17 protein-coding genes and 1 pseudogene are annotated in these 17930 nt (G+C 62.8%); 11 read left to right on the top strand and 7 right to left on the bottom strand.

Features of this window, described 5'->3' with window-relative positions; translation table 11 throughout:
- Window positions 1-189 precede the first annotated feature (189 nt).
- Together Q0030_RS13930 and Q0030_RS13925 are read right to left on the bottom strand one after the other, a co-directional pair.
- Window positions 190-435 (bottom strand): helix-turn-helix transcriptional regulator, encoded by a 246-nt coding sequence (locus Q0030_RS13930; RefSeq protein ID WP_298367685.1) that lies wholly within the window; start codon window positions 433-435, stop codon window positions 190-192.
- 5 nt (window positions 436-440) lie between these two features.
- Complete coding sequence (locus Q0030_RS13925; protein WP_298367683.1) at window positions 441-998, bottom strand: DUF2975 domain-containing protein; 558 nt, start codon at window positions 996-998, stop codon at window positions 441-443.
- A 135-nt stretch (window positions 999-1133) separates the two neighbouring features.
- Between Q0030_RS13925 and Q0030_RS13920 the strand changes: the two genes are divergently transcribed.
- The 7 genes from Q0030_RS13920 to Q0030_RS13890 all read left to right on the top strand — a co-directional run bounded on the left by Q0030_RS13920 (window position 1134) and on the right by Q0030_RS13890 (window position 8471).
- A complete protein-coding gene (locus Q0030_RS13920; protein WP_298368041.1) occupies window positions 1134-1640 on the top strand; it encodes a DUF2147 domain-containing protein in 507 nt (168 codons plus the stop codon).
- A 364-nt stretch (window positions 1641-2004) separates the two neighbouring features.
- The gene (locus Q0030_RS13915) at window positions 2005-2142 is read left to right on the top strand and encodes a hypothetical protein (protein WP_298367680.1); all 138 of its coding nucleotides are present in this window, start codon (window positions 2005-2007) and stop codon (window positions 2140-2142) included.
- A gap of 260 nt (window positions 2143-2402) precedes the next feature.
- Window positions 2403-3698 (top strand): oxalate/formate MFS antiporter, encoded by a 1296-nt coding sequence (gene oxlT / locus Q0030_RS13910; protein ID WP_298367678.1) that lies wholly within the window; start codon window positions 2403-2405, stop codon window positions 3696-3698.
- Window positions 3699-3951: 253 nt separating this feature from the next.
- A complete protein-coding gene (gene oxlT, locus Q0030_RS13905; protein WP_298367675.1) occupies window positions 3952-5268 on the top strand; it encodes an oxalate/formate MFS antiporter in 1317 nt (438 codons plus the stop codon).
- 372 nt (window positions 5269-5640) lie between these two features.
- Window positions 5641-6075 carry a CBS domain-containing protein gene (locus tag Q0030_RS13900; protein WP_092125272.1) on the top strand — a complete coding sequence of 145 codons (435 nt, stop codon included), beginning with the start codon at window positions 5641-5643 and terminating at the stop codon, window positions 6073-6075.
- A gap of 246 nt (window positions 6076-6321) precedes the next feature.
- On the top strand, window positions 6322-7317 hold the full coding sequence (locus Q0030_RS13895; protein WP_298367670.1) for a nitronate monooxygenase family protein: 996 nt from the start codon (window positions 6322-6324) through the stop codon (window positions 7315-7317).
- A 185-nt stretch (window positions 7318-7502) separates the two neighbouring features.
- Window positions 7503-8471: a zinc-binding dehydrogenase gene (locus Q0030_RS13890; protein ID WP_298367667.1), complete on the top strand. Its 969-nt coding sequence runs from the start codon at window positions 7503-7505 to the stop codon at window positions 8469-8471.
- A gap of 156 nt (window positions 8472-8627) precedes the next feature.
- Here Q0030_RS13890 and Q0030_RS13885 read toward each other — a convergent pair whose 3' ends face one another.
- A complete protein-coding gene (locus Q0030_RS13885; RefSeq protein WP_363323456.1) occupies window positions 8628-9122 on the bottom strand; it encodes a septal ring lytic transglycosylase RlpA family protein in 495 nt (164 codons plus the stop codon).
- Window positions 9123-9339: 217 nt separating this feature from the next.
- On the opposite strand from Q0030_RS13885, the pseudogene Q0030_RS13880 reads away from it, so the two are divergent.
- A pseudogene (locus Q0030_RS13880) lies at window positions 9340-9559 on the top strand (zinc-binding dehydrogenase); the annotation flags it as partial.
- Window positions 9560-9684: 125 nt separating this feature from the next.
- Here Q0030_RS13880 and Q0030_RS13875 read toward each other — a convergent pair.
- Entirely contained in the window at window positions 9685-10548 is an 864-nt protein-coding gene (locus tag Q0030_RS13875; RefSeq protein WP_298368038.1) for an EamA family transporter, read from the bottom strand.
- 73 nt (window positions 10549-10621) lie between these two features.
- Window positions 10622-11182, bottom strand: coding sequence for a TetR/AcrR family transcriptional regulator (locus Q0030_RS13870; RefSeq protein ID WP_298367662.1), 561 nt, complete (start codon window positions 11180-11182; stop codon window positions 10622-10624).
- A 248-nt stretch (window positions 11183-11430) separates the two neighbouring features.
- Here Q0030_RS13870 and Q0030_RS13865 point away from each other — a divergent pair, with 248 nt between their 5' ends.
- Entirely contained in the window at window positions 11431-12069 is a 639-nt protein-coding gene (locus Q0030_RS13865; RefSeq protein WP_298367659.1) for a VOC family protein, read from the top strand.
- 78 nt (window positions 12070-12147) lie between these two features.
- Here Q0030_RS13865 and Q0030_RS13860 read toward each other — a convergent pair whose 3' ends face one another.
- Window positions 12148-12450, bottom strand: coding sequence for a DUF5076 domain-containing protein (locus Q0030_RS13860; protein ID WP_298367657.1), 303 nt, complete (start codon window positions 12448-12450; stop codon window positions 12148-12150).
- Between the two features lie 570 nt (window positions 12451-13020).
- On the opposite strand from Q0030_RS13860, the gene Q0030_RS13855 reads away from it, so the two are divergent.
- Window positions 13021-14394: a cation diffusion facilitator family transporter gene (locus tag Q0030_RS13855; RefSeq protein ID WP_298367654.1), complete on the top strand. Its 1374-nt coding sequence runs from the start codon at window positions 13021-13023 to the stop codon at window positions 14392-14394.
- 192 nt (window positions 14395-14586) lie between these two features.
- Window positions 14587-16908 carry an ATP-binding protein gene (locus Q0030_RS13850; protein ID WP_298367653.1) on the top strand — a complete coding sequence of 774 codons (2322 nt, stop codon included), beginning with the start codon at window positions 14587-14589 and terminating at the stop codon, window positions 16906-16908.
- Window positions 16909-16913: 5 nt separating this feature from the next.
- On the opposite strand, the gene Q0030_RS13845 is transcribed toward Q0030_RS13850, so the two are convergent.
- A complete protein-coding gene (locus Q0030_RS13845; RefSeq protein WP_229181623.1) occupies window positions 16914-17810 on the bottom strand; it encodes a LysR family transcriptional regulator in 897 nt (298 codons plus the stop codon).
- Window positions 17811-17930 lie beyond the last annotated feature (120 nt).

Below are 17930 nucleotides of genomic sequence, written 5' to 3'. Positions count from 1 at the left end.
ACTTCAGATCAGAAGCGGACCTTAGTGCGATTTGCATCTTGTCTAGGCAAAGAGGCAAACCACTGCCGTGATTAACGAGGGGCGGCGGAACTCGAAGGGGCAGCCGAGAAGCAAAATCTGACACGCCGACATTGGACCAATGGACCAGGGTGTGCTCGGGGACACTCGCGCGCGATCAATCCCGCTCGATCATCCGCCCTCGCCGCCTTCGGCCTCACCCTCATCGCCCGGCACATATTCCAGAATGTCGCCCGGCCGACAGTCCAGCTCGCGGCAGATCGCCGACAGCGTCGAGAAGCGCATCGCCTTCGCCTTGCCGGTTTTCAGGATCGACAGGTTCTGGATCGAGATGCCGATCGCCTCCGCGAGGTCTCCGAGGCGGCGCTTGCGCTTTGCAAGCATGACATCGAGGTTCACCACGATGGGCACCAGCATTCACCTCAGATCGTGAGCTCGTTTTCGGACTGCAGCAGGATGGCGTGCTCGATCACGAACTTCAGCGCCATCAGGAAAACGCCGCCTGCGATGGTGCCGACGTCGACGCCGTAGCTCGGCAGGAAGAACTTGATGTCGCCGAGCTTGTACAAGGCATAGGCGACCGCGTTGGTGGTGATCGTATCGACAAACGGCCAGACCACCAGGAAGATCCCCATCCACCACACACCCTGCAAGGTTTCCGACACGAAGATTCGCCCATTGGCGAATCGGTTCACCATGCGATGAAGGATGCCGATCAACACGGCATAAAACGATACCCCAAGCGCGAACAGCGCCCAGAACAGCATCTGCCCCTTGGCCGACATGGTGAGCGGGTCGGCGACGATGGCCGCGCATTTCGCCTGCTCGGCGGTGAGGCTTTCGGCGATCGCGCCCGCGGCAGTCGTGCTGCGGTAATAGGCCAGCCACAGCACCACCGGCAGCGCGGCCCAGATCACCCAGAACGTCCGATCGAGCCGGCGAAACCAAAGCTGGCGCTGCTCACGAACCGATTTCCTCATCGCATCCATCCGAATAATTTTTTGCCCATGCAGGCCGTTACGGCCGGGCAGCATCATGCTGCGGTAATGTTGTTGACTCAACCTTAAACGTGATTTATTTCATGTTTATCATGAAATTTTTCATGAAGAAGGTGGATAATGACGTTACCCCCAGATAATGACGGCCTCGCCAAGGCCCTGAAACAGCTGATTCGCGCTCACCTCACGCGCCGCCTGATCGTGGCAGCGTTCTACATTCCACTGCTCGGCAGCGCCGCCGATGCCGCCAAAGCCAACGACAAGGCCAACGATCCGGCCGGCGTCTGGCTGACCCAGTCCGGTGACGCCAGGATCAAGGTCCACCGCTGCGGCAGCGCGCTGTGCGGCCGCGTCGTCTGGCTGAAGGAGCCGACCGACAAGGCCACCGGCAAGCCGCAGCGCGACGACAAGAATGCCGATCCCACGCTGCGGACCCGGCCGGTGATGGGCATCTCGCTCTTCATCAACATGCAGCCCGCAGGCCCGAACAAATGGGCCGGCAGGATCTACAACGCCGATGACGGCAAGACCTATGAGAGCTCGGTGACGCTGGTGTCGTCGGGCACGCTGAACGTTCGCGGCTGCATGGGAACGCTGTGCGCGGGCGAAGACTGGACGCGGTGAAGGGATCTGGCCCCGACCCTTCATCGGCCAAGAAGAAAAGCAAACCCAGTCACTCAAGGCCGCCGCATTCGGCGGCCTTTCTTTATGACGGCAGCGACGGCGTCGGTCCGGCCGCATCGAAGGGCACCGCGCAAGAGCAGCAGGATTGCTGGATCTGGCGAAGGCCCGCGATTGCTTGGACTTGGCCGTGGTTTCAATGCGCTCCCCTTCAATCTGGGATGCCAACCCCACCTATCTTGTTGCATTGCACAATCGCGTATGCTGCTATGCAAACAAGTCCATTGTCTCTGGCATCTGGTATACATAATTTGGCTGCAGATGATGAGCCGGCCCGTTGCTGGCCCTCCAGCCAAAGGGGACACCAATGTCCAAGACTTCTGCACTCGCGCTCGCGCCCTCCTCCACCCTGTTCGGCCGCCTGATGGCCACGATCGACCGCCTGCTGATGAAGAGCGCGGAAATCGCGAACCGTAATGGCGACCTGCCGCGCTTCGGCCTCTGAGGCCTGAAGGATTCTGCACACGCTTCACCGAGACTGTTTCGTCGCGACGCGCGACGTGCATTGAACCTTCGACCAATGGCCCCGATTTTCGGGGCCATTTTTTTTGCGCGCTGAATTACTCTCACCGCGGTGACCGCCTTGAGTTCTCTGCGGCATATGCGCACGCGACCTCTGCGTCAGCTTGAACCTTGGCATATCAAATACCAAGATGACCGAGCCGCGCCACAAGCAGAATGACAAAGCGCGCACTGGGAGGATCAATGTCGGACATGGTTCATGCAACTGCGGCCCCCGCGGCCGCACGTGTCAGCGATGCCTATCGCTGGACGCAACTTGCGATCGGCGTCGCCGCAATGGTGATGATCGCAAACTATCAATACGGGTGGACGTTCTTCGTCCCCGACATCCAGAAGAAATTCGGATGGGATCGCGCATCGATCCAGTGGGCCTTCACGCTGTTCGTGCTGTTCGAGACCTGGCTGGTGCCGGTCGAAGGCTGGTTCGTCGATAAATATGGTCCGCGCCTCGTCGTGCTGATCGGCGGCATTCTCTGCGCGATCGGGTGGGCGATCAACGCGCAGGCGACCTCGCTGAACGGCTACTATCTCGGCATGATCATCGCCGGCATCGGCGCCGGCGGCGTCTATGGCACCTGCGTCGGCAACGCGCTGAAATGGTTTCCCGACAAGCGCGGTCTTGCGGCGGGCATCACCGCAGCCGGTTTCGGCGCGGGCTCCGCGCTCACGGTCGCGCCGATCCAGGCGATGATCAAGGACTCCGGCTTCCAGACCACCTTCCTTTATTTCGGTCTCGGCCAGGGCATCATCATCGTGCTGCTCGCCTTCTTCCTGCTCGCGCCGAAGGCCGGTCAGGTGCCGGCCGTCGTCGCGAATGCCAACATCATCCAGACCCGACGCAACTATCAGCCGACCGAAGTGCTGCGGCAGCCGATCTTCTGGCTGATGTACTTCATGTTCGTGATCGTCGGCGCCGGCGGCCTGATGGTGACGGCGAACCTGAAGCCTATCGCGGTCGACTGGAAGGTCGACAGCGTGCCGGTCACGCTGATGGCGGTGACGATGACGGCCGTGACCTTCGCGGCCACCATCGACCGCGTCCTCAACGGTCTGACGCGTCCGTTCTTCGGCTGGATCTCCGACATGATCGGCCGCGAGAACACGATGTTCATCGCCTTCGGCATGGAAGGCCTCGGCATCTGGATGCTCTACCTCTGGGGCCACGACCCGGTCTGGTTCGTGCTGCTCTCGGGCTTCGTGTTCTTCGCCTGGGGTGAGATCTACTCGCTCTTCCCCTCGACCTGCACCGACACATTCGGCGCAAAGTTCGCGACGACCAATGCGGGCCTGCTCTACACCGCGAAAGGCACTGCTGCGCTCCTTGTGCCGATCGCCAATTACATGCAGCAGTCGTCGGGCCATTGGGACAACGTGTTCATCATCGCAGCCGGCGCCAACATCCTTGCCTCGCTGCTTGCGATCGCCGTGCTCAAGCCTTGGCGGAAAATCGTGGTCGAGAAATCGGCGGCGATGGCCTAAGCAACGCGCCACTCTTCAGCTGACGAAAGCGCCCGGCCAACGCCGGGCGTTTTCATTTTCCGGCGTCCCTTAAGGAGCTCGGATACGCGCCCGAACCGGCGCTTCGTATGCCAGTTTTGTTGCGACGCAGCAGAAAGATGGGCTTGCTTTCTGGAATATAGTATACCAACCTCCGACTAAGCGCTTGCGACGATACGCCACAAGAATTGCGACACTGGGTCACAACAAGACCAGGCGCGCTCGGGAGGATTTGATGGTTTCCAGCAATGCCGCCGTAACACAAGCACAACCTTCGTCCAGTGGCTTCCGCTGGCTTCAGCTCGTCATGGGCATCGTCTGCATGGCGATGATCGCCAACCTGCAATATGGCTGGACGCTGTTCGTCGATCCGATCGACGGCGCGCATCACTGGGGCCGCGCGGCGATCCAGTTCGCCTTCACGATCTTCGTGGTGACGGAGACCTGGCTGGTGCCGGTCGAGGCCTGGTTCGTCGACAAATACGGCCCGCGGATCGTCATCATGTTCGGCGGCGTCATGATCACGCTGTCCTGGGTGCTGAACTCCTACGCTGACTCACTCACCCTGCTCTACGCCGCGGCTGTCATCGGTGGCATCGGCGCCGGCTCGGTGTACGGCACCTGCGTCGGCAATGCGCTGAAATGGTTTCCCGATCGCCGCGGCCTCGCCGCCGGCGCAACCGCCGCAGGCTTCGGCGCCGGCGCTGCGCTGACCGTGGTGCCGATCGCCAACATGATCGCCTCGAGCGGCTATCAGACCGCGTTCTTCGATTTCGGAATCGGGCAAGGCCTGATCGTGTTCCTGCTCGCGTTCTTCATCCAGAAGCCTGCGGTCACGATCCCGCCGAAGAAGAAGCAGCTCAACCTGCCGCAGACCAAGATCGACTTCACGCCGCCGCAGGTGCTGCGCAGCCCGATCTTCTGGGTGATGTATCTGGTGTTCGTGATGGTCGCCTCCGGCGGCCTGATGGCGGCGGCGCAGATCGCGCCGATCGCGCACGACTACAAGATCGCCACCACGCCGGTCTCGCTTGCCGGCTTCCAGATGGCCGCGCTGACCTTTGCGATCTCGCTCGACCGCATCTTCGACGGCTTCGGACGGCCGTTCTTCGGCTGGGTCTCCGACAATATCGGCCGCGAGCACACCATGTTCATCGCGTTCGGTACCGGCGCGCTGATGCTGCTGACGCTGTCCACCTGGGGCCACAACCCGCTGGTGTTCGTGCTGGCGACCGCGGTCTATTTCGGCGTGTTCGGCGAGATCTACTCGTTGTTCCCGGCGACCTCCGGCGACACCTTCGGCTCGAAGTTCGCGACCACCAACAACGGCATGCTCTACACCGCAAAGGGCACCGCCGCGCTGTTGGTGCCGGCCGCCAGCATCGTTGCCGCCAGCTATGGCTGGCAGGCGGTGTTTGTGATCGCGGTCGCGCTCAATGCCACCGCCGCGCTGATGGCGCTGTTCGTGATCAAGCCGATGCGCCGCGCCTTCATCAACGGCAACGAGGCTGCCGCCGCAGCCGAGACCGCGACGAACGCCAAGACCGCTTGAAAGAAGCGCGCCACTCTCTAGCCGTCATTGCGAGCGGAGCGAAGCAATCCATTTATCCCCCCGGCGAGGGATGGATTGCTTCGTCGCTTCGCTCCTCGCAATGACGGAGCAAATGTCGTCCCGAGCTTTTCACGGAACGGATGGAGGCGCACTTCGGTGCGCCTCTTTCGTTTGACCCGACAGGGATGCCAGATACCACAAGGACCTTGAGCGGCCGATGGCCTGCCCGCTCACAACAGGTCACAATCGTCTGAAACGTCAGCGACTCTGCCTATTTCGGCTGTTTCCAGGTGGTAGATTCCAGTCACGGCGGCGTTGACAATTGGCATTTTGTATACCAGAATCCTGTCAACGATAACCAAGGAGGTTGCCATGCAAGTCGGAGATATCCTGCGCAAGAAGACCCCTCGCGTCGCCACGGTTCGCATGAACGAGACGGTGGCGATCGCCGCGCAATTGATGCGCGCCAGCAATATCAGCGCGCTCGTGGTCAAGGATGTCGTTCGCACCGAGGGCAACACCGCCGTCGGCATGTTCACCGAGCGCGACGTGGTGCGCGCGATTGCCGAGCACGGCGCCGCGGGCGCCAGCATGAAGGTCTCGCAGCTGGTCTCGGTGCAGCAGCTGGTGTCGTGCACCTCGAGCGACACGCTCGAGCACATCCGTCATCTCATGACCAAGCACCACATTCGCCACGTGCCCGTGATCGACAATTACAGCCTGATCGGCGTCGTCAGCATGCGCGACATCGCGGCCGCGTTCGACGAGGAAACTTCCGCGTCGAAGAAGGACGCCGTGCCAGCGTAACCAGCATCCCGGCTGTCACTGCTCTCGGCCAGGCGCTGCGTGCGATCAGCAGCGCCTGAAGAGATGACGAAAGATTTCCGTTCTGCCCTCGCCTGATCGCCGCGCCCCGTCCATTTCCGCATGGGCGCGCCGCACGTCGCCGGTAGACATTTGCCGGACAGGACTGCATCCTTCCCTCGACATCCAAAAACAACACCGTGCGCGGCCGTCCGCGTCGCGGAAAATTCAGATGGAAACGAGGGCAGAATGATCAAGACACGCTTCACCGAAATGTTCGGCGTCGACCACCCGATCGTGCAGGGCGGCATGCAATGGGTCGGGCGCGCGGAGCTGGTTGCCGCCGTCGCCAATGCCGGCGCGCTCGGCATGATCACCGCGCTGACGCAGCCGACGCCGGACGATCTGCGCAAGGAAATCGCGCGCTGCCGCGAGCTGACCGACAAGCCGTTCGGCGTCAACCTGACCATCCTGCCCGCGATCAAGCCGCCGCCTTATGCCGAGTATCGCCAGGCGATCATCGAGAGCGGCATCAAGATCGTCGAGACCGCCGGTAACAAGCCGCAGGAACATGTCGACGAGTTCAAGCGGCACGGCGTCAAGGTGCTGCACAAATGCACCAGCGTCCGCCACGCGCTGTCCGCCGAGCGGATGGGCGCCGACGCGATCTCGATCGACGGCTTTGAATGCGCGGGCCATCCCGGCGAGGACGACACCCCCGGCCTGATCCTGATTCCGGCCGCCGCCGACAAGGTGAAGATCCCGATGATCGCCTCGGGCGGCTTCGGCGATGCCCGCGGCCTCGTCGCAGCGCTGGCGCTCGGCGCCGAAGGCATCAACATGGGCACGCGCTTCATGTGCACCAAGGAGAGCCCGATCCATCAGCTCGTCAAGGAACGCATCGTCGCCAATGACGAGCGCGAGACCGAGCTGATCTTCCGCACCATGCGCAACACCTCGCGCGTCGCCAGGAATGCGATCTCGACCAAGGTCGTGCAGATGGAGAAGGAAGGCGCCAAGTTCGAGGACGTCCGCGAGCTGGTCGCCGGCGCCCGCGGCAAGATGGTCTACGCCACCGGCGATGCCGACGAAGGCATCTGGTCGGCCGGCCAGGTGCAGGGCCTGATCCACGACATTCCGTCCTGCGCCGAACTGATCTCGCGCATCGTAAGCGAGGCGGAAGCGATCATCCGCGAACGTCTGGACCGCATGACGGCCGCCGGCAAGCGCCAGGCCGCGGAATAGGTCTCAAGTGCCGTCACCCCGAGGAGGCCGCGCAGCGGCCGTCTCGAAGGGTCGACGGCCACCGGCCGGGCCGTTTATCCTTCGAGGCTCGCTTCGCTCGCACCTCAAGCGACAAAGGCGAAGCCTTTGCGCGGGGATGACGGAACAGAGTTCACCTCACGTTAGACCCAAACGAGAAGAAGCCCATGAAAGCCTATGTGTACGGAGCCAACGGCCCTGAAATCACCGACGTCGCGAAGCCCACGCCGAAGGGCACCCAGGTGCTGGTCAAGGTTCACGCCTGCGGCCTGAACCGCGCCGATCTCGGCATGACCAAGGGCCATGCCCACGGCGCAGCCGGCGGCGTCGGCACCGTGCTCGGCATGGAATGGGCCGGCGAGGTCGCCGAGCTCGGTCCCGACGCCAAGGGCGTCAAGGTCGGCGACAAGATCATGGGCTCGGGCGGAGCGGCCTTCGCCGAATACACGCTCGCCGATCACGGCCGGCTGTTTCGCAGCCCCTCGAACATGAACTTCGACGAGGCCGCCACCCTCCCCGTCGCGCTCGCCACCATGCACAACGCCGTCGTCACCAACGGCGCTTTGCAACCGGGCCAGACCGTGCTGATCCAGGGCGCGAGTTCCGGCGTCGGCCTGATGGCGATGCAGATCGCAAAACTGAAGGGCGCCAAGCTCGTGGTGGGATCATCGACCGATGCGATGCGCCGCGGGCGCTTGAAGGAATTCGGCGCCGATCTCGCCGTGGACTCGAAGGATCCCGGCTGGGTCGATCAGGTGCTGCAAGCCACCGGCGGCGAAGGCGTCGATCTGATCGTCGATCAGATCTCAGGACCCGTCGCAAACCAGAACCTGAAGGCGACCAAGGTCAAGGGCCGCATCGTCAATGTCGGCCGGCTCGGCGGCACCCACGCCGACTTCAACTTCGACCTGCACGCGGCGCGCCGCATCCAGTACATCGGCGTCACCTTCCGCACCCGCTCGATCGAGGAGATCCGCGAAATCTTCGACGAGGTCCGCAAGGACATTTGGCCCGCGGTCGAAGCGCGCAAGCTGCAGCTGCCGATCGACCAGGTCTACAAATTCGCCGACATCGGCAAGGCATTCGAACACATGGAAGCCAACAAGCACCTCGGCAAGATCGTGGTGACGCTCTAGCGACGAGGGGCGGATTAGCGAAGCGTAATCCGCCATCCTTTCTCCGGATGGAACGGCGGGTTACGCTGGAGCCTGTCATCGGGCCGCGCTTCGCGCGGACCCGGTGGGCTAATCCGCCTGCTACGCGCTATGCCCTGGCTCTTTCGCGTGCGGTGTTCAGCCGACCGGTCCGGGAACCCAATAATCCCCCGCAAGCGGGCTAACTTTTACGTCACTAATGACTCCGAGCTCCAGGCTTGGATCGAAATAGCGCATCGTCCGCTCATTGAGGTCAATGATGCGGCCAGGCCGTAGTGGCCCCACATCATTTATCTTGACGATGACCTTCTTGCCTACGGCCTCGACCAAGGCATATTTCGGCCTCGCGCCGAATTCGACCCCACCAAACTTCCGACGCAAACTTGTCTTGATGGCAGCGGCCCAGACCGAGCGATCATAGCGCTCGCCGGAGGCTGTGCTCGGACCGCCCTCCTCCTTGCCGGGCTTGAACGGATTGTACATGGATGCCGCGCCAACGATCGCATCCCCACGAGCGGCATTGACGACATCGCTTGAATGAACCGCACCGACTTCACTTCCAGCAGCGGGGCCAAAAACGGCAAGCGCAACTACGGCGCCGCAAACTGCGGCGCTCGAGCCGAACAGCATCATAACTCCTTGACTGATTTTTGATCGTTCGGTTCCCGATTCCGCAAGACTTGGTGGAGCGAACGCGGAGGCGTTAACGCGTGCCAATTCTTTGCGGATTCGCGCCAACTCCGGCGACGGAACCAATGTGGGAACCGGAGCGGCCCCACACAGTGTTTTTAGTTCTCGCCCGACTAAGACAGAGATTGCGTCAGCAACATGACTGGACAGATCCTCTTCGGCGGCGCGCGAATAGTATATCGGCGACACCTTCCGCACCCGCCCGATCGAGGAGATCCGCGAGATCTTCGACGAGGTGGCGCAAGGACATCTGGCCCGCGGTTGAGGCGCACAAGCTGCGGCTGCCGATCGACCAGGTCTACAAATTCGCCGACGTCGGCAAGGCGTTCGAACACATGGAAGCCAACAAGCACCTCGGCAAGATCGTGGTGACGCTGTAGCGACGAGGTGCGTAGGGCGGATTAGCGAAGCGTAGTTCCGCCATCTTCTATCGGGTGCAACGGCGGATTACGCCGGAGCCTGTCATCGGGCTGCGCTACGCGCGGACCCGGTGGGCTAATCCGCCCTACGCGCTACGCGCCTGCCTCGGTCTTACCTGTGTAATGGCGACGCCGGAGATTGCGAGCAGCCCGCCGACAACCAATTTCGGCGTCACGCTGTCGCCAAGGAACATCACGCTCGAGATCAGCGCGAATACCGGTAGCAGCAGCCCGAAGGGTGCGACGCGGCCCATCGAGCAACGCGCGATCAGCCAGAACCAGAGGCCAAAGCCGACAATGCCTCCGATGAAGATGGTGTAGGCGAGCGCCAGCCAGCCGCGTTGATCCGCCGTACCAAGGCTCGCCAGCTGTCCATATTCGAGCAGCAGCGACATCACCATCACCTGCGGCACGGTGAGCAGCGAGGACCAGCCCATCAACATCAGGGGATCAAACGGGCCGTAGCGTTTCGTCAGGACGTTGGACACCGCGAACGCGAACGCCGCCCCGACCACAAGCAGCAGCGGAAGCGCGTTGGTCGACAGCCCCGGCCCCGCTGCCAACACCACCACGCCGGCGAATGCAAGCACCACGCCGGCTGACGTGACGAGAGACGGCCTTTCCGCGAGCAGCGGCCAGGCCAGCAGGACGGTGAAAGGCGGCGCGAGTTGATATGCGACAGCCGATATGCTTCCCGAGCCGAGCCCAAGGCCAACATAGAACAGCCCGAAGTTCAGTCCACCAAGGAAAAGCGAAATAGCTGCGACAGGGCCGAACTGTTGACGCGTGGGCTTTTTGACGAACGGAACGAGCAGCAGCGCGATCGCCAGGAAGCGCAGTGCAAGGAAGAACAGCGGCGGAAACTCCGCGACGCCCACCTTGATGGCCACGAACTGAAGACCCCAGAGCAAGGGAACGGCCACTGCGCAGACGATCTGGATGGCAGTCATGGCATCATTCCTTTCAAGACCGATCAGTCCAAATATGGACGCACCAATATCGAAGGCGTCCATGGGTTATCGTTTATCTGATGAAGCGATCGAGAAGCGCGTCAGCGGTGGCTTGCCATGTGATCCGCGTCTGTGCCGTTTTGGCGACCACTCGTAACCCCCAAACGAAACAGACGAGAATTCGGGCGGCACTTGCGGGCTCGACGCCATCGGCCAATCTGCCCGCCGCCTCCGCGCGAGACAGCACGTCTGCCACCCTGGCTTCCATGGTTTTGAAAAAGCTTGCGACGCGACGGCCAACCTCGGCATCCTGGCCGGCCAGTTCCATGGCTGTCGCCACCAGCAGGCATCCGCGCCGGCCATTGGCGCCGCTGGCGCGCTCGACGTAACCGGCAAGGTAGGTCCGCAGACCGGCAACCGGCTCTTTGCGGGGGGCGAGTTCGACATCCATCCGAGTCAGCGCATCGGCGATGTAGCGATCGAGTGCGCGCAGGAACAGCGAGTGCTTGTCGCCGAAAGCGGCATAAAGGCTGCCACGCGAGAGCTTCGTCGCACGAAGCAGGTCCGGAAGCGCCGTGGCATGATAGCCGCGCGACCAAAACACATCCATCGCACGTTCGACGGCGGCTTCCATGTCGAAGCTTCGCGGGCGGCCACGGGGCAACTGCACGGGGGCTTGGCGGCTCATTCCCCACATATAGACCGATTGGTCCATATATGGCAAGTAGTCGCTTTGGATCACGAGCCCGCGAGCTGCGGCAGGGCTGGCGGGATTCGTGGGTGCTTTGGCGACATCGCGACGCGATGCCCACCTAGATCAGCGATGTCGGGTTCAATTGAACCGGAAAAGCTGCCGCCGTCACGCCCGGCTTGATATCCTCGTTGCGCGGCGGCCTGACGCGAACACTCTGCGGCGAAAAGGAGAAAGCCATGACAACTTCCACGACCGTCATCAGACCCTCGCTCCACCACGTGACGATGAAAACCAGCCGCCTCGACCAGATGATCGAATGGTATGGTCTTGTTCTCGGCACGCAGGTGCAGTTCCGAAACGAAGTGGCCGCCTGGACGTCGAATGACGAGGCAAACCATCGGATCGCATTCCTGGCTGTGCCCGGTCTCGGAGACGACGCCGACAAGATCCGTCACAACGGGATGCACCATTGTGCGTTCGAATACGCGAGCTTCGCTGACCTGATGTCGTCGTACGACCGTTTGCGCAAGGCCGGCGTCGAGCCGGCGTTCAGCGTCGATCATGGCTTGACGATCTCGATCTACTATCAGGACCCCGAGGCCAACTACGTTGAACTGCAAAGCGACAATTTTTCCGATTGGAAGCTGTCGACCGAGTACATGCGGACGTCCCGAGCATTCTCCGAAAATCCGATCGGCGTATTCTTCGATCCGGCGCGCGTCCACCAGAGCTTCAAATCCGGCACCGATTTCGGCACCCTGCTGAAAGAAATTCGTGCGGGCCATTATTTGCCCGAGCAAATTCCGAGCATCGGATTGCCGGCGTAGTGGTCCGTAGGATGGGTAGAGCGAAGCGAAACCCATCCATTGCGGCCACGCGGTGAGATGATGGGTTTCGCTTTTGAACTATATGAATTCGCCGGTAGCGCCTGACGAAGGCTTTCCAAGCTCCCTCAAGTAACTGGCACGAATCTCCTGAATAATTTCGGCTCGATCGGCCGAATAGCCAGCTTCCAGCGCCGATGCGACGTGCCGGGTTACATCGGCAAGAATGACCCCCCAAGCACGACCTTCTGGGATATTCATGGTCTCCTGATACATTCCAACTTTCATCGAACATTGTAACTGCTCTTCCGCGATCCAGACACGCAACATTTCCACTGCGTTCTTATCGCGTAGGGCAGCTTCTGGGATCGGCCTCTCGTTCATATGGTTGATCTCCTTTGACGCTGATCACTGCCGTACCCTTGTGGCGCTTGCGCCATAGTGCGTAGGATGGGTAGAGCGAAGCGAAACCCATCACCTCACCGCGCAATTGATGGGTTTCGCTTCGCTCTACCCATCCTACGATCACAGATCGTGACTGGCGACATGTATTGCATGTTCGACACGACGGGCAACTCAGCAAAACCCCTCAATCCCTCGCCTCAAACACAAGACCGCGGGTGCAGCGCGCACCTGGCATTCCCTGCGCTTCGGGGCGGAAAAGATTTTGCAAAGCTCGGGTGAAGCGCGCCGCGAAAACGAGGATGTATGCTTCACACACTGCGCACCACTTCCAGTGTCGTCCTGGCGAAAGCCAGGACCCATTACCCCGGATGCGGGTCATGACACGGCAGTTGCTACAGCTCACTTCAACAACACAACCCTGTGGCTATGGATCCTGGCTTTCGCCACGACGGCGGCGTGGTTGGCACAAAGATGCAATTGCAAGTGAGTGGCGATTGCGCGTGACGACTGACACTTGATGTTCACGGACTCCCTGCTAAACCGCCGCCCATGAGCGCATCCAGCACCAAGACATCAGTCGCCGCGATCTCGATCCTTGCCAGCGGCAGCATGGCCGCGGCGAAGTTCGTCGTCGGTATCGCCATCGGGTCGCTGGCGCTGATCTCCGAGGCGCTGCACTCCTCGATCGACCTGGTCGCCACCATCATCACCTGGGCGGTGGTGCGGGTGTCGGACCAGCCGGCCGACGCCGAGCATCATTACGGCCACGGCAAGTTCGAGAGCGTCTCGGCGCTCTTCATCATCGCCCTGCTCTACGTGCTGGCCGGTGGCATCCTGGTGCAGGCCTACAGCCATCTGCGCGAAGGCGCGCCGCCGCCGTCGATCTCAGCCATTCCCTTCATCGTCCTCGTCCTCGATATCGGCGTCAATCTGTGGCGCGCCCGCGCGCTGCACCGCGCCGCGCGCGACACCAAGAGCCAGGCGCTCGCCGCCGACGCGCTGCATTTCGCCTCCGACGTGATGGGATCTGCGGCAGTCATCGTCGGCCTGGTGCTGGCGGGCTTCGGCTTCTGGTGGGGCGATGCCGCGGCCGCCATCGCGGTTGCCGTGATGATCGCCCTGCTCGGCCTGCGCATGGCGCGGGAGACGGTCGAGACCCTGCTCGACCGCGCGCCCGAAGGCGCGCTGGAAAAGGCCACCGCGGCGATCAAGGCCGTGCCGGGCGTCGTCGACGTCGAGCGGCTGCGGGTCCGCATGGTCGGCGCCACGCATTTCATCGACGCCATTGCCGCCGTGCCGCGCACCTACCCGATCGACCGCGTCGAGGACATCAAGCGCCGGGCGCAGCAGGCGATGACCAAGACGTTCGGCGACGCCGACCTCACCTTCACCGCGGTGCCGGTGGCGCGCGACAATGAGAGCGTGCGCGAGCGCATCATGGTGATCGCGCGCAATTCCGGCCTCGCCATCCACCACGTCACGGTGCACGATATCGGCGGCAAGCTGATCGTCGGCATCGACCTCGAGGTGGACAGCGACATGGCGCTGGACGCCGCCCACGACATCGCCCACGAGCTCGAGCGCGCGATCCGCGAGGATTTTGGCGAGGACGTCGAGGTCGACACCCATATCGAGCCGCTCGAGCCCGAACTGCCGTGGGGAACCGACGCCGCGCCCGACCGCGTCGAAGCCATCAAGACCGCGCTGACCGGCTTTGCCGATGGCGGCGCGATCCATGACATCCATAATGTGCGGGTCCGCAACACCGACGCCGGCGAGATCGTCAACTTCCATTGCCGCGCCGCGCCCTCGATGAGTGTGATCAAGGTGCACGAAAGCGTCGACGAGATCGAACGCAAGCTGCGTCGCACGTTCCCCACCGTGAAGCGTGTGATCAGTCACGCAGAACCGGCGCGCGCGTAATTCTACGGAGCCGTTCCTGTTTCGGACTCACTTTGCGCCCCATGATTCTCTCTTGGACAAGAATTTTTTCGCATTAACGAATCGTTGACTCTCGACAGCCCGCGAAATCTGGATTCAAATCATCATGATTCGGATGCGACGTGGGGAGCATCCGATCCGGGTAAAAAATCAGCTTAGATGGGGGTCTAAGGCATGGCGCGCGCGCATGCAGCGAACGCTTGCGTCCAATCCGATTCGATCAAGGGATTGGCGCAGTCGATCGCGAAACCGGCCTATCACAGGCTCTTGACGGCCGAGCCTGCACTGCGCCGCGCTGTTCCTACGCTGATCATCGCCTTCCTCATTACGATCTGCCTCGGCGCCTTCGTCCAGGTGATCGACCAGAACCGGCAGAAGCGCGGTGCGATGAAGCGCGACCTGGCCGCGCTCTCCGACATCCTCGCCGAGCGCCTCGACCGCCTGACCTCGGTGCGCCGCGACCGGCTCGCCAATATCGAGCGGATGCAGGAGCTGCTGCCCGACCTGATCCCGTCCTGGGGCATCGCCAACGGCCGCCACGTCATCATCACCAGCGCCGATCATCGCGTGCTGGCGCGCGCGCCGATCGACGTCGCCGGCGAGAACGACCGCGTCCTCGACATCGTCTCCACCGCGCAGCTCCTGGTCGCACCGGGCCAGCAGGGTGCCGTCAGCGACATGACGCTGCCGGGCGGCACCGGCGCGCTGGCGATCTCGCAGCTCGTCAAGTCGCTACCCGGCCAGGTCGTCGTCATCCAGGAGATGAACGAGCCTATCTGGGGATCGGACGCTGCGCTCTCGGTGACGCTGTCGGCGACCACGAGCTTCGTGGTGCTGATCCTCGGCTTCGCCTTCCACTGGCAATCGACCCGCGCCCGCGAGGGCGACCTGATCAACGACGCCGTGCGCGGCCGGATCGACACCGCGCTCAATCGCGGCCGTTGCGGATTGTGGGACTGGGACCTGTCGCGCGGCCGGATCTTCTGGTCGCAGTCGATGTTCACGCTGCTCGGCCTCGATACCCGCAACGACCTCCTCACCTTCGGCGAGGTCAACGCGCTGGTGAACTCCGACGACATCAACCTGTTCGACATCGCCGACCAGCTGATCTCGGGCAAGATCGATCACATCGACCAGAGCTTCCGCATGCGGCATGTCGGCGGCCACTGGATCTGGCTGCGCGTGCGTTGCGAGCTCAGCCACGCCGCGGCCGACAGCGGCCTGCATCTGATCGGCATCGCGGTCGACATCACCGAACAGAAGAGCCTCGCCGAGAAGTCGGTGGAAGCCGACCTCCGGCTGCGCGACGCCATCGAAACCATTCCGGAGGCCTTCGTGCTCTGGGACGCCGAGGACCGCCTCGTGCTGTGTAACTCGCACTTCCAGCGGCTGCACAAGCTGCCGGACACCGCGGTCAGCCCCGGCACCTCCTATGAGACCGTGATCGAGGTCGGCAGCATGCCCGAGGTGCGCACCCGCCTGCACGAGAGCGGCGTGCCGGCTCCGGGCGCTCGCACCTTCGAGGCGCAGCTCGACGACGGCAGCTGGCTGCACATCAGCGAGCGCCGCACCAAGGACGGCGGCTACGTCTCTGTCGGCACCGACATCACCCGCATCAAGGCGCACGAGCAGAAGCTGGTCGACAACGACCTCCGCCTGCGCGCCACCGTGATCGACCTGCAGCGCTCGCAATCCGAGCTGGAGCGCCAGGCCGTCGAGCTCGCCGACCTCGCCGAGAAGTACTCGCAGGAGAAGACCCGCGCCGAGGATGCCAACGCCGCGAAGTCGAAATTCCTCGCCAATATGAGCCATGAGCTGCGCACGCCGCTCAACGCCATCATCGGCTTCTCCGAGATCATGGGCTCCGGCCTGTTCGGAACGCTGGGCTCGGACAAATACGCGGAGTACTGCCACGACATCCTGACCTCGGGGAAATACCTGCTCGAGGTCATCAACGACATCTTGGACATGTCGAAGATCGAAGCCGGCCGCATGAAGTTCGACATGGAGCCGCTCGATCTCTCCGGCATCCTCGCCGAGTCGCTGCGGGTGGTTTCCGGCCGTGCCGAGCATAAGGGCCTGTCGCTGGAATCGGATATCGAGAGCACGATCTCGGTCGTCGCCGACCGCCGCGCGGTCAAGCAGATCATCGTCAACCTGCTCTCCAACGCCGTGAAGTTCACGCCCGACAACGGCCGCGTGCTGGTGCGCGGCCAGATGCTGGATGACTCGATCGTGCTCCTGATTGCCGACAGCGGGATCGGCATCGCGCCGGAATCGCTGCGGCGGCTCGGCAAGCCGTTCGAGCAGGTCGAGAGCCAACTCACCAAGAGCTACCAGGGCTCGGGCCTCGGACTGGCGATCGCGCGCTCGCTCACCAACCTGCACGGCGGCTCGATGAAGCTGCGCTCCAAGCTCGGCGTCGGCACCGTCGTCCGTGTCACGCTGCCGCGCGATCCGCGTAGCTTGCGGGCGAAGCTGCAGGAGGCGGCCTAGGCTGGCTACGCGCTCTCCAGCTTCGGCGCGACCTCGCGCGCGACCTGCACCAGGGCTGCGATCAGCGGCGTCATCGGATCGCGCTGCGGGATCACGAGGCCGATGCTGTAGTCGACCACCGGATCGACGATCGGAATGCTGCGCACGGCATCGGCAAGGCCAAGCGTCTCGGCGAGCTTGGCCGGCATCACGCTGGCCCAGCGTCCGGTCTTCACATGGGTGTAGAGCACGAGCAGTGAATTCGACGTCAGCGACGGCGTCGCCTCCGCACCGACCGAGGTCAGCGCGCGATCGATGATGCGGCGGTTCTGCATGTCGGGCGTGAGCAGGCACAGCGGCACGGTGCCGACTTCCTTCCACGTCACCTGCTTGCGGTCGCCGAACATCGCATCCGGCGCCGTCAGCAGACGATAGCTCTCATTGTAGAGCGGGATGGTGCGGACCTTGCCGATCGGCTCGTTCTCGATATAGGTCAGCCCCGCATCGACCTCGAGATTTTCGAGCAGGCCGAGCACGTCGGCGGACGTGCACGACTGGATACGAAACCGCACATCAGGATGGCGCGCCCGGAACGGCGTGGTGAGCGAGGCCACCATGCCCAGCGCGGTCGGGATCGCCGCGATCCGGATCTCGCCCGACAGCTTGTCCTTGAGGCTGTTGATCTCCTGCTTCATCGCCCGCGCATCGCCGACGATGCGCCGCGCCCAGTCCAGCGTCCGTTCGCCCTCCGGCGTGAAACCCTGAAACCGCGATCCGCGCTGCACCAGCATGACGCCGAGGATTTCCTCGAGCTGCTTGAGACTGGTCGACATGGTCGGCTGGGTGACCCCGCAGGCCTCCGCAGCGCGGCCGAAATGCCGTTCCTTGGCCAGCGCCAGCAGAAGTTCCAGCTTGTCGATCAACGTTCAAATCCCTTCGGAAAACGGGGCCCCCAATGGCGGCCCGACCTGTCCATAGGTAGCACGATCGGGGTGCGATCCCGAAATCCAAAGCGCCCCGGAAGTGCGTGATTCCAGAACATT

The organism is uncultured Bradyrhizobium sp. (assembly GCF_947648125.1).
Classification (GTDB): Bacteria; Pseudomonadota; Alphaproteobacteria; order Rhizobiales; family Xanthobacteraceae; genus Bradyrhizobium.
This window is presented reverse-complemented; position numbering and strand designations above follow the sequence as displayed.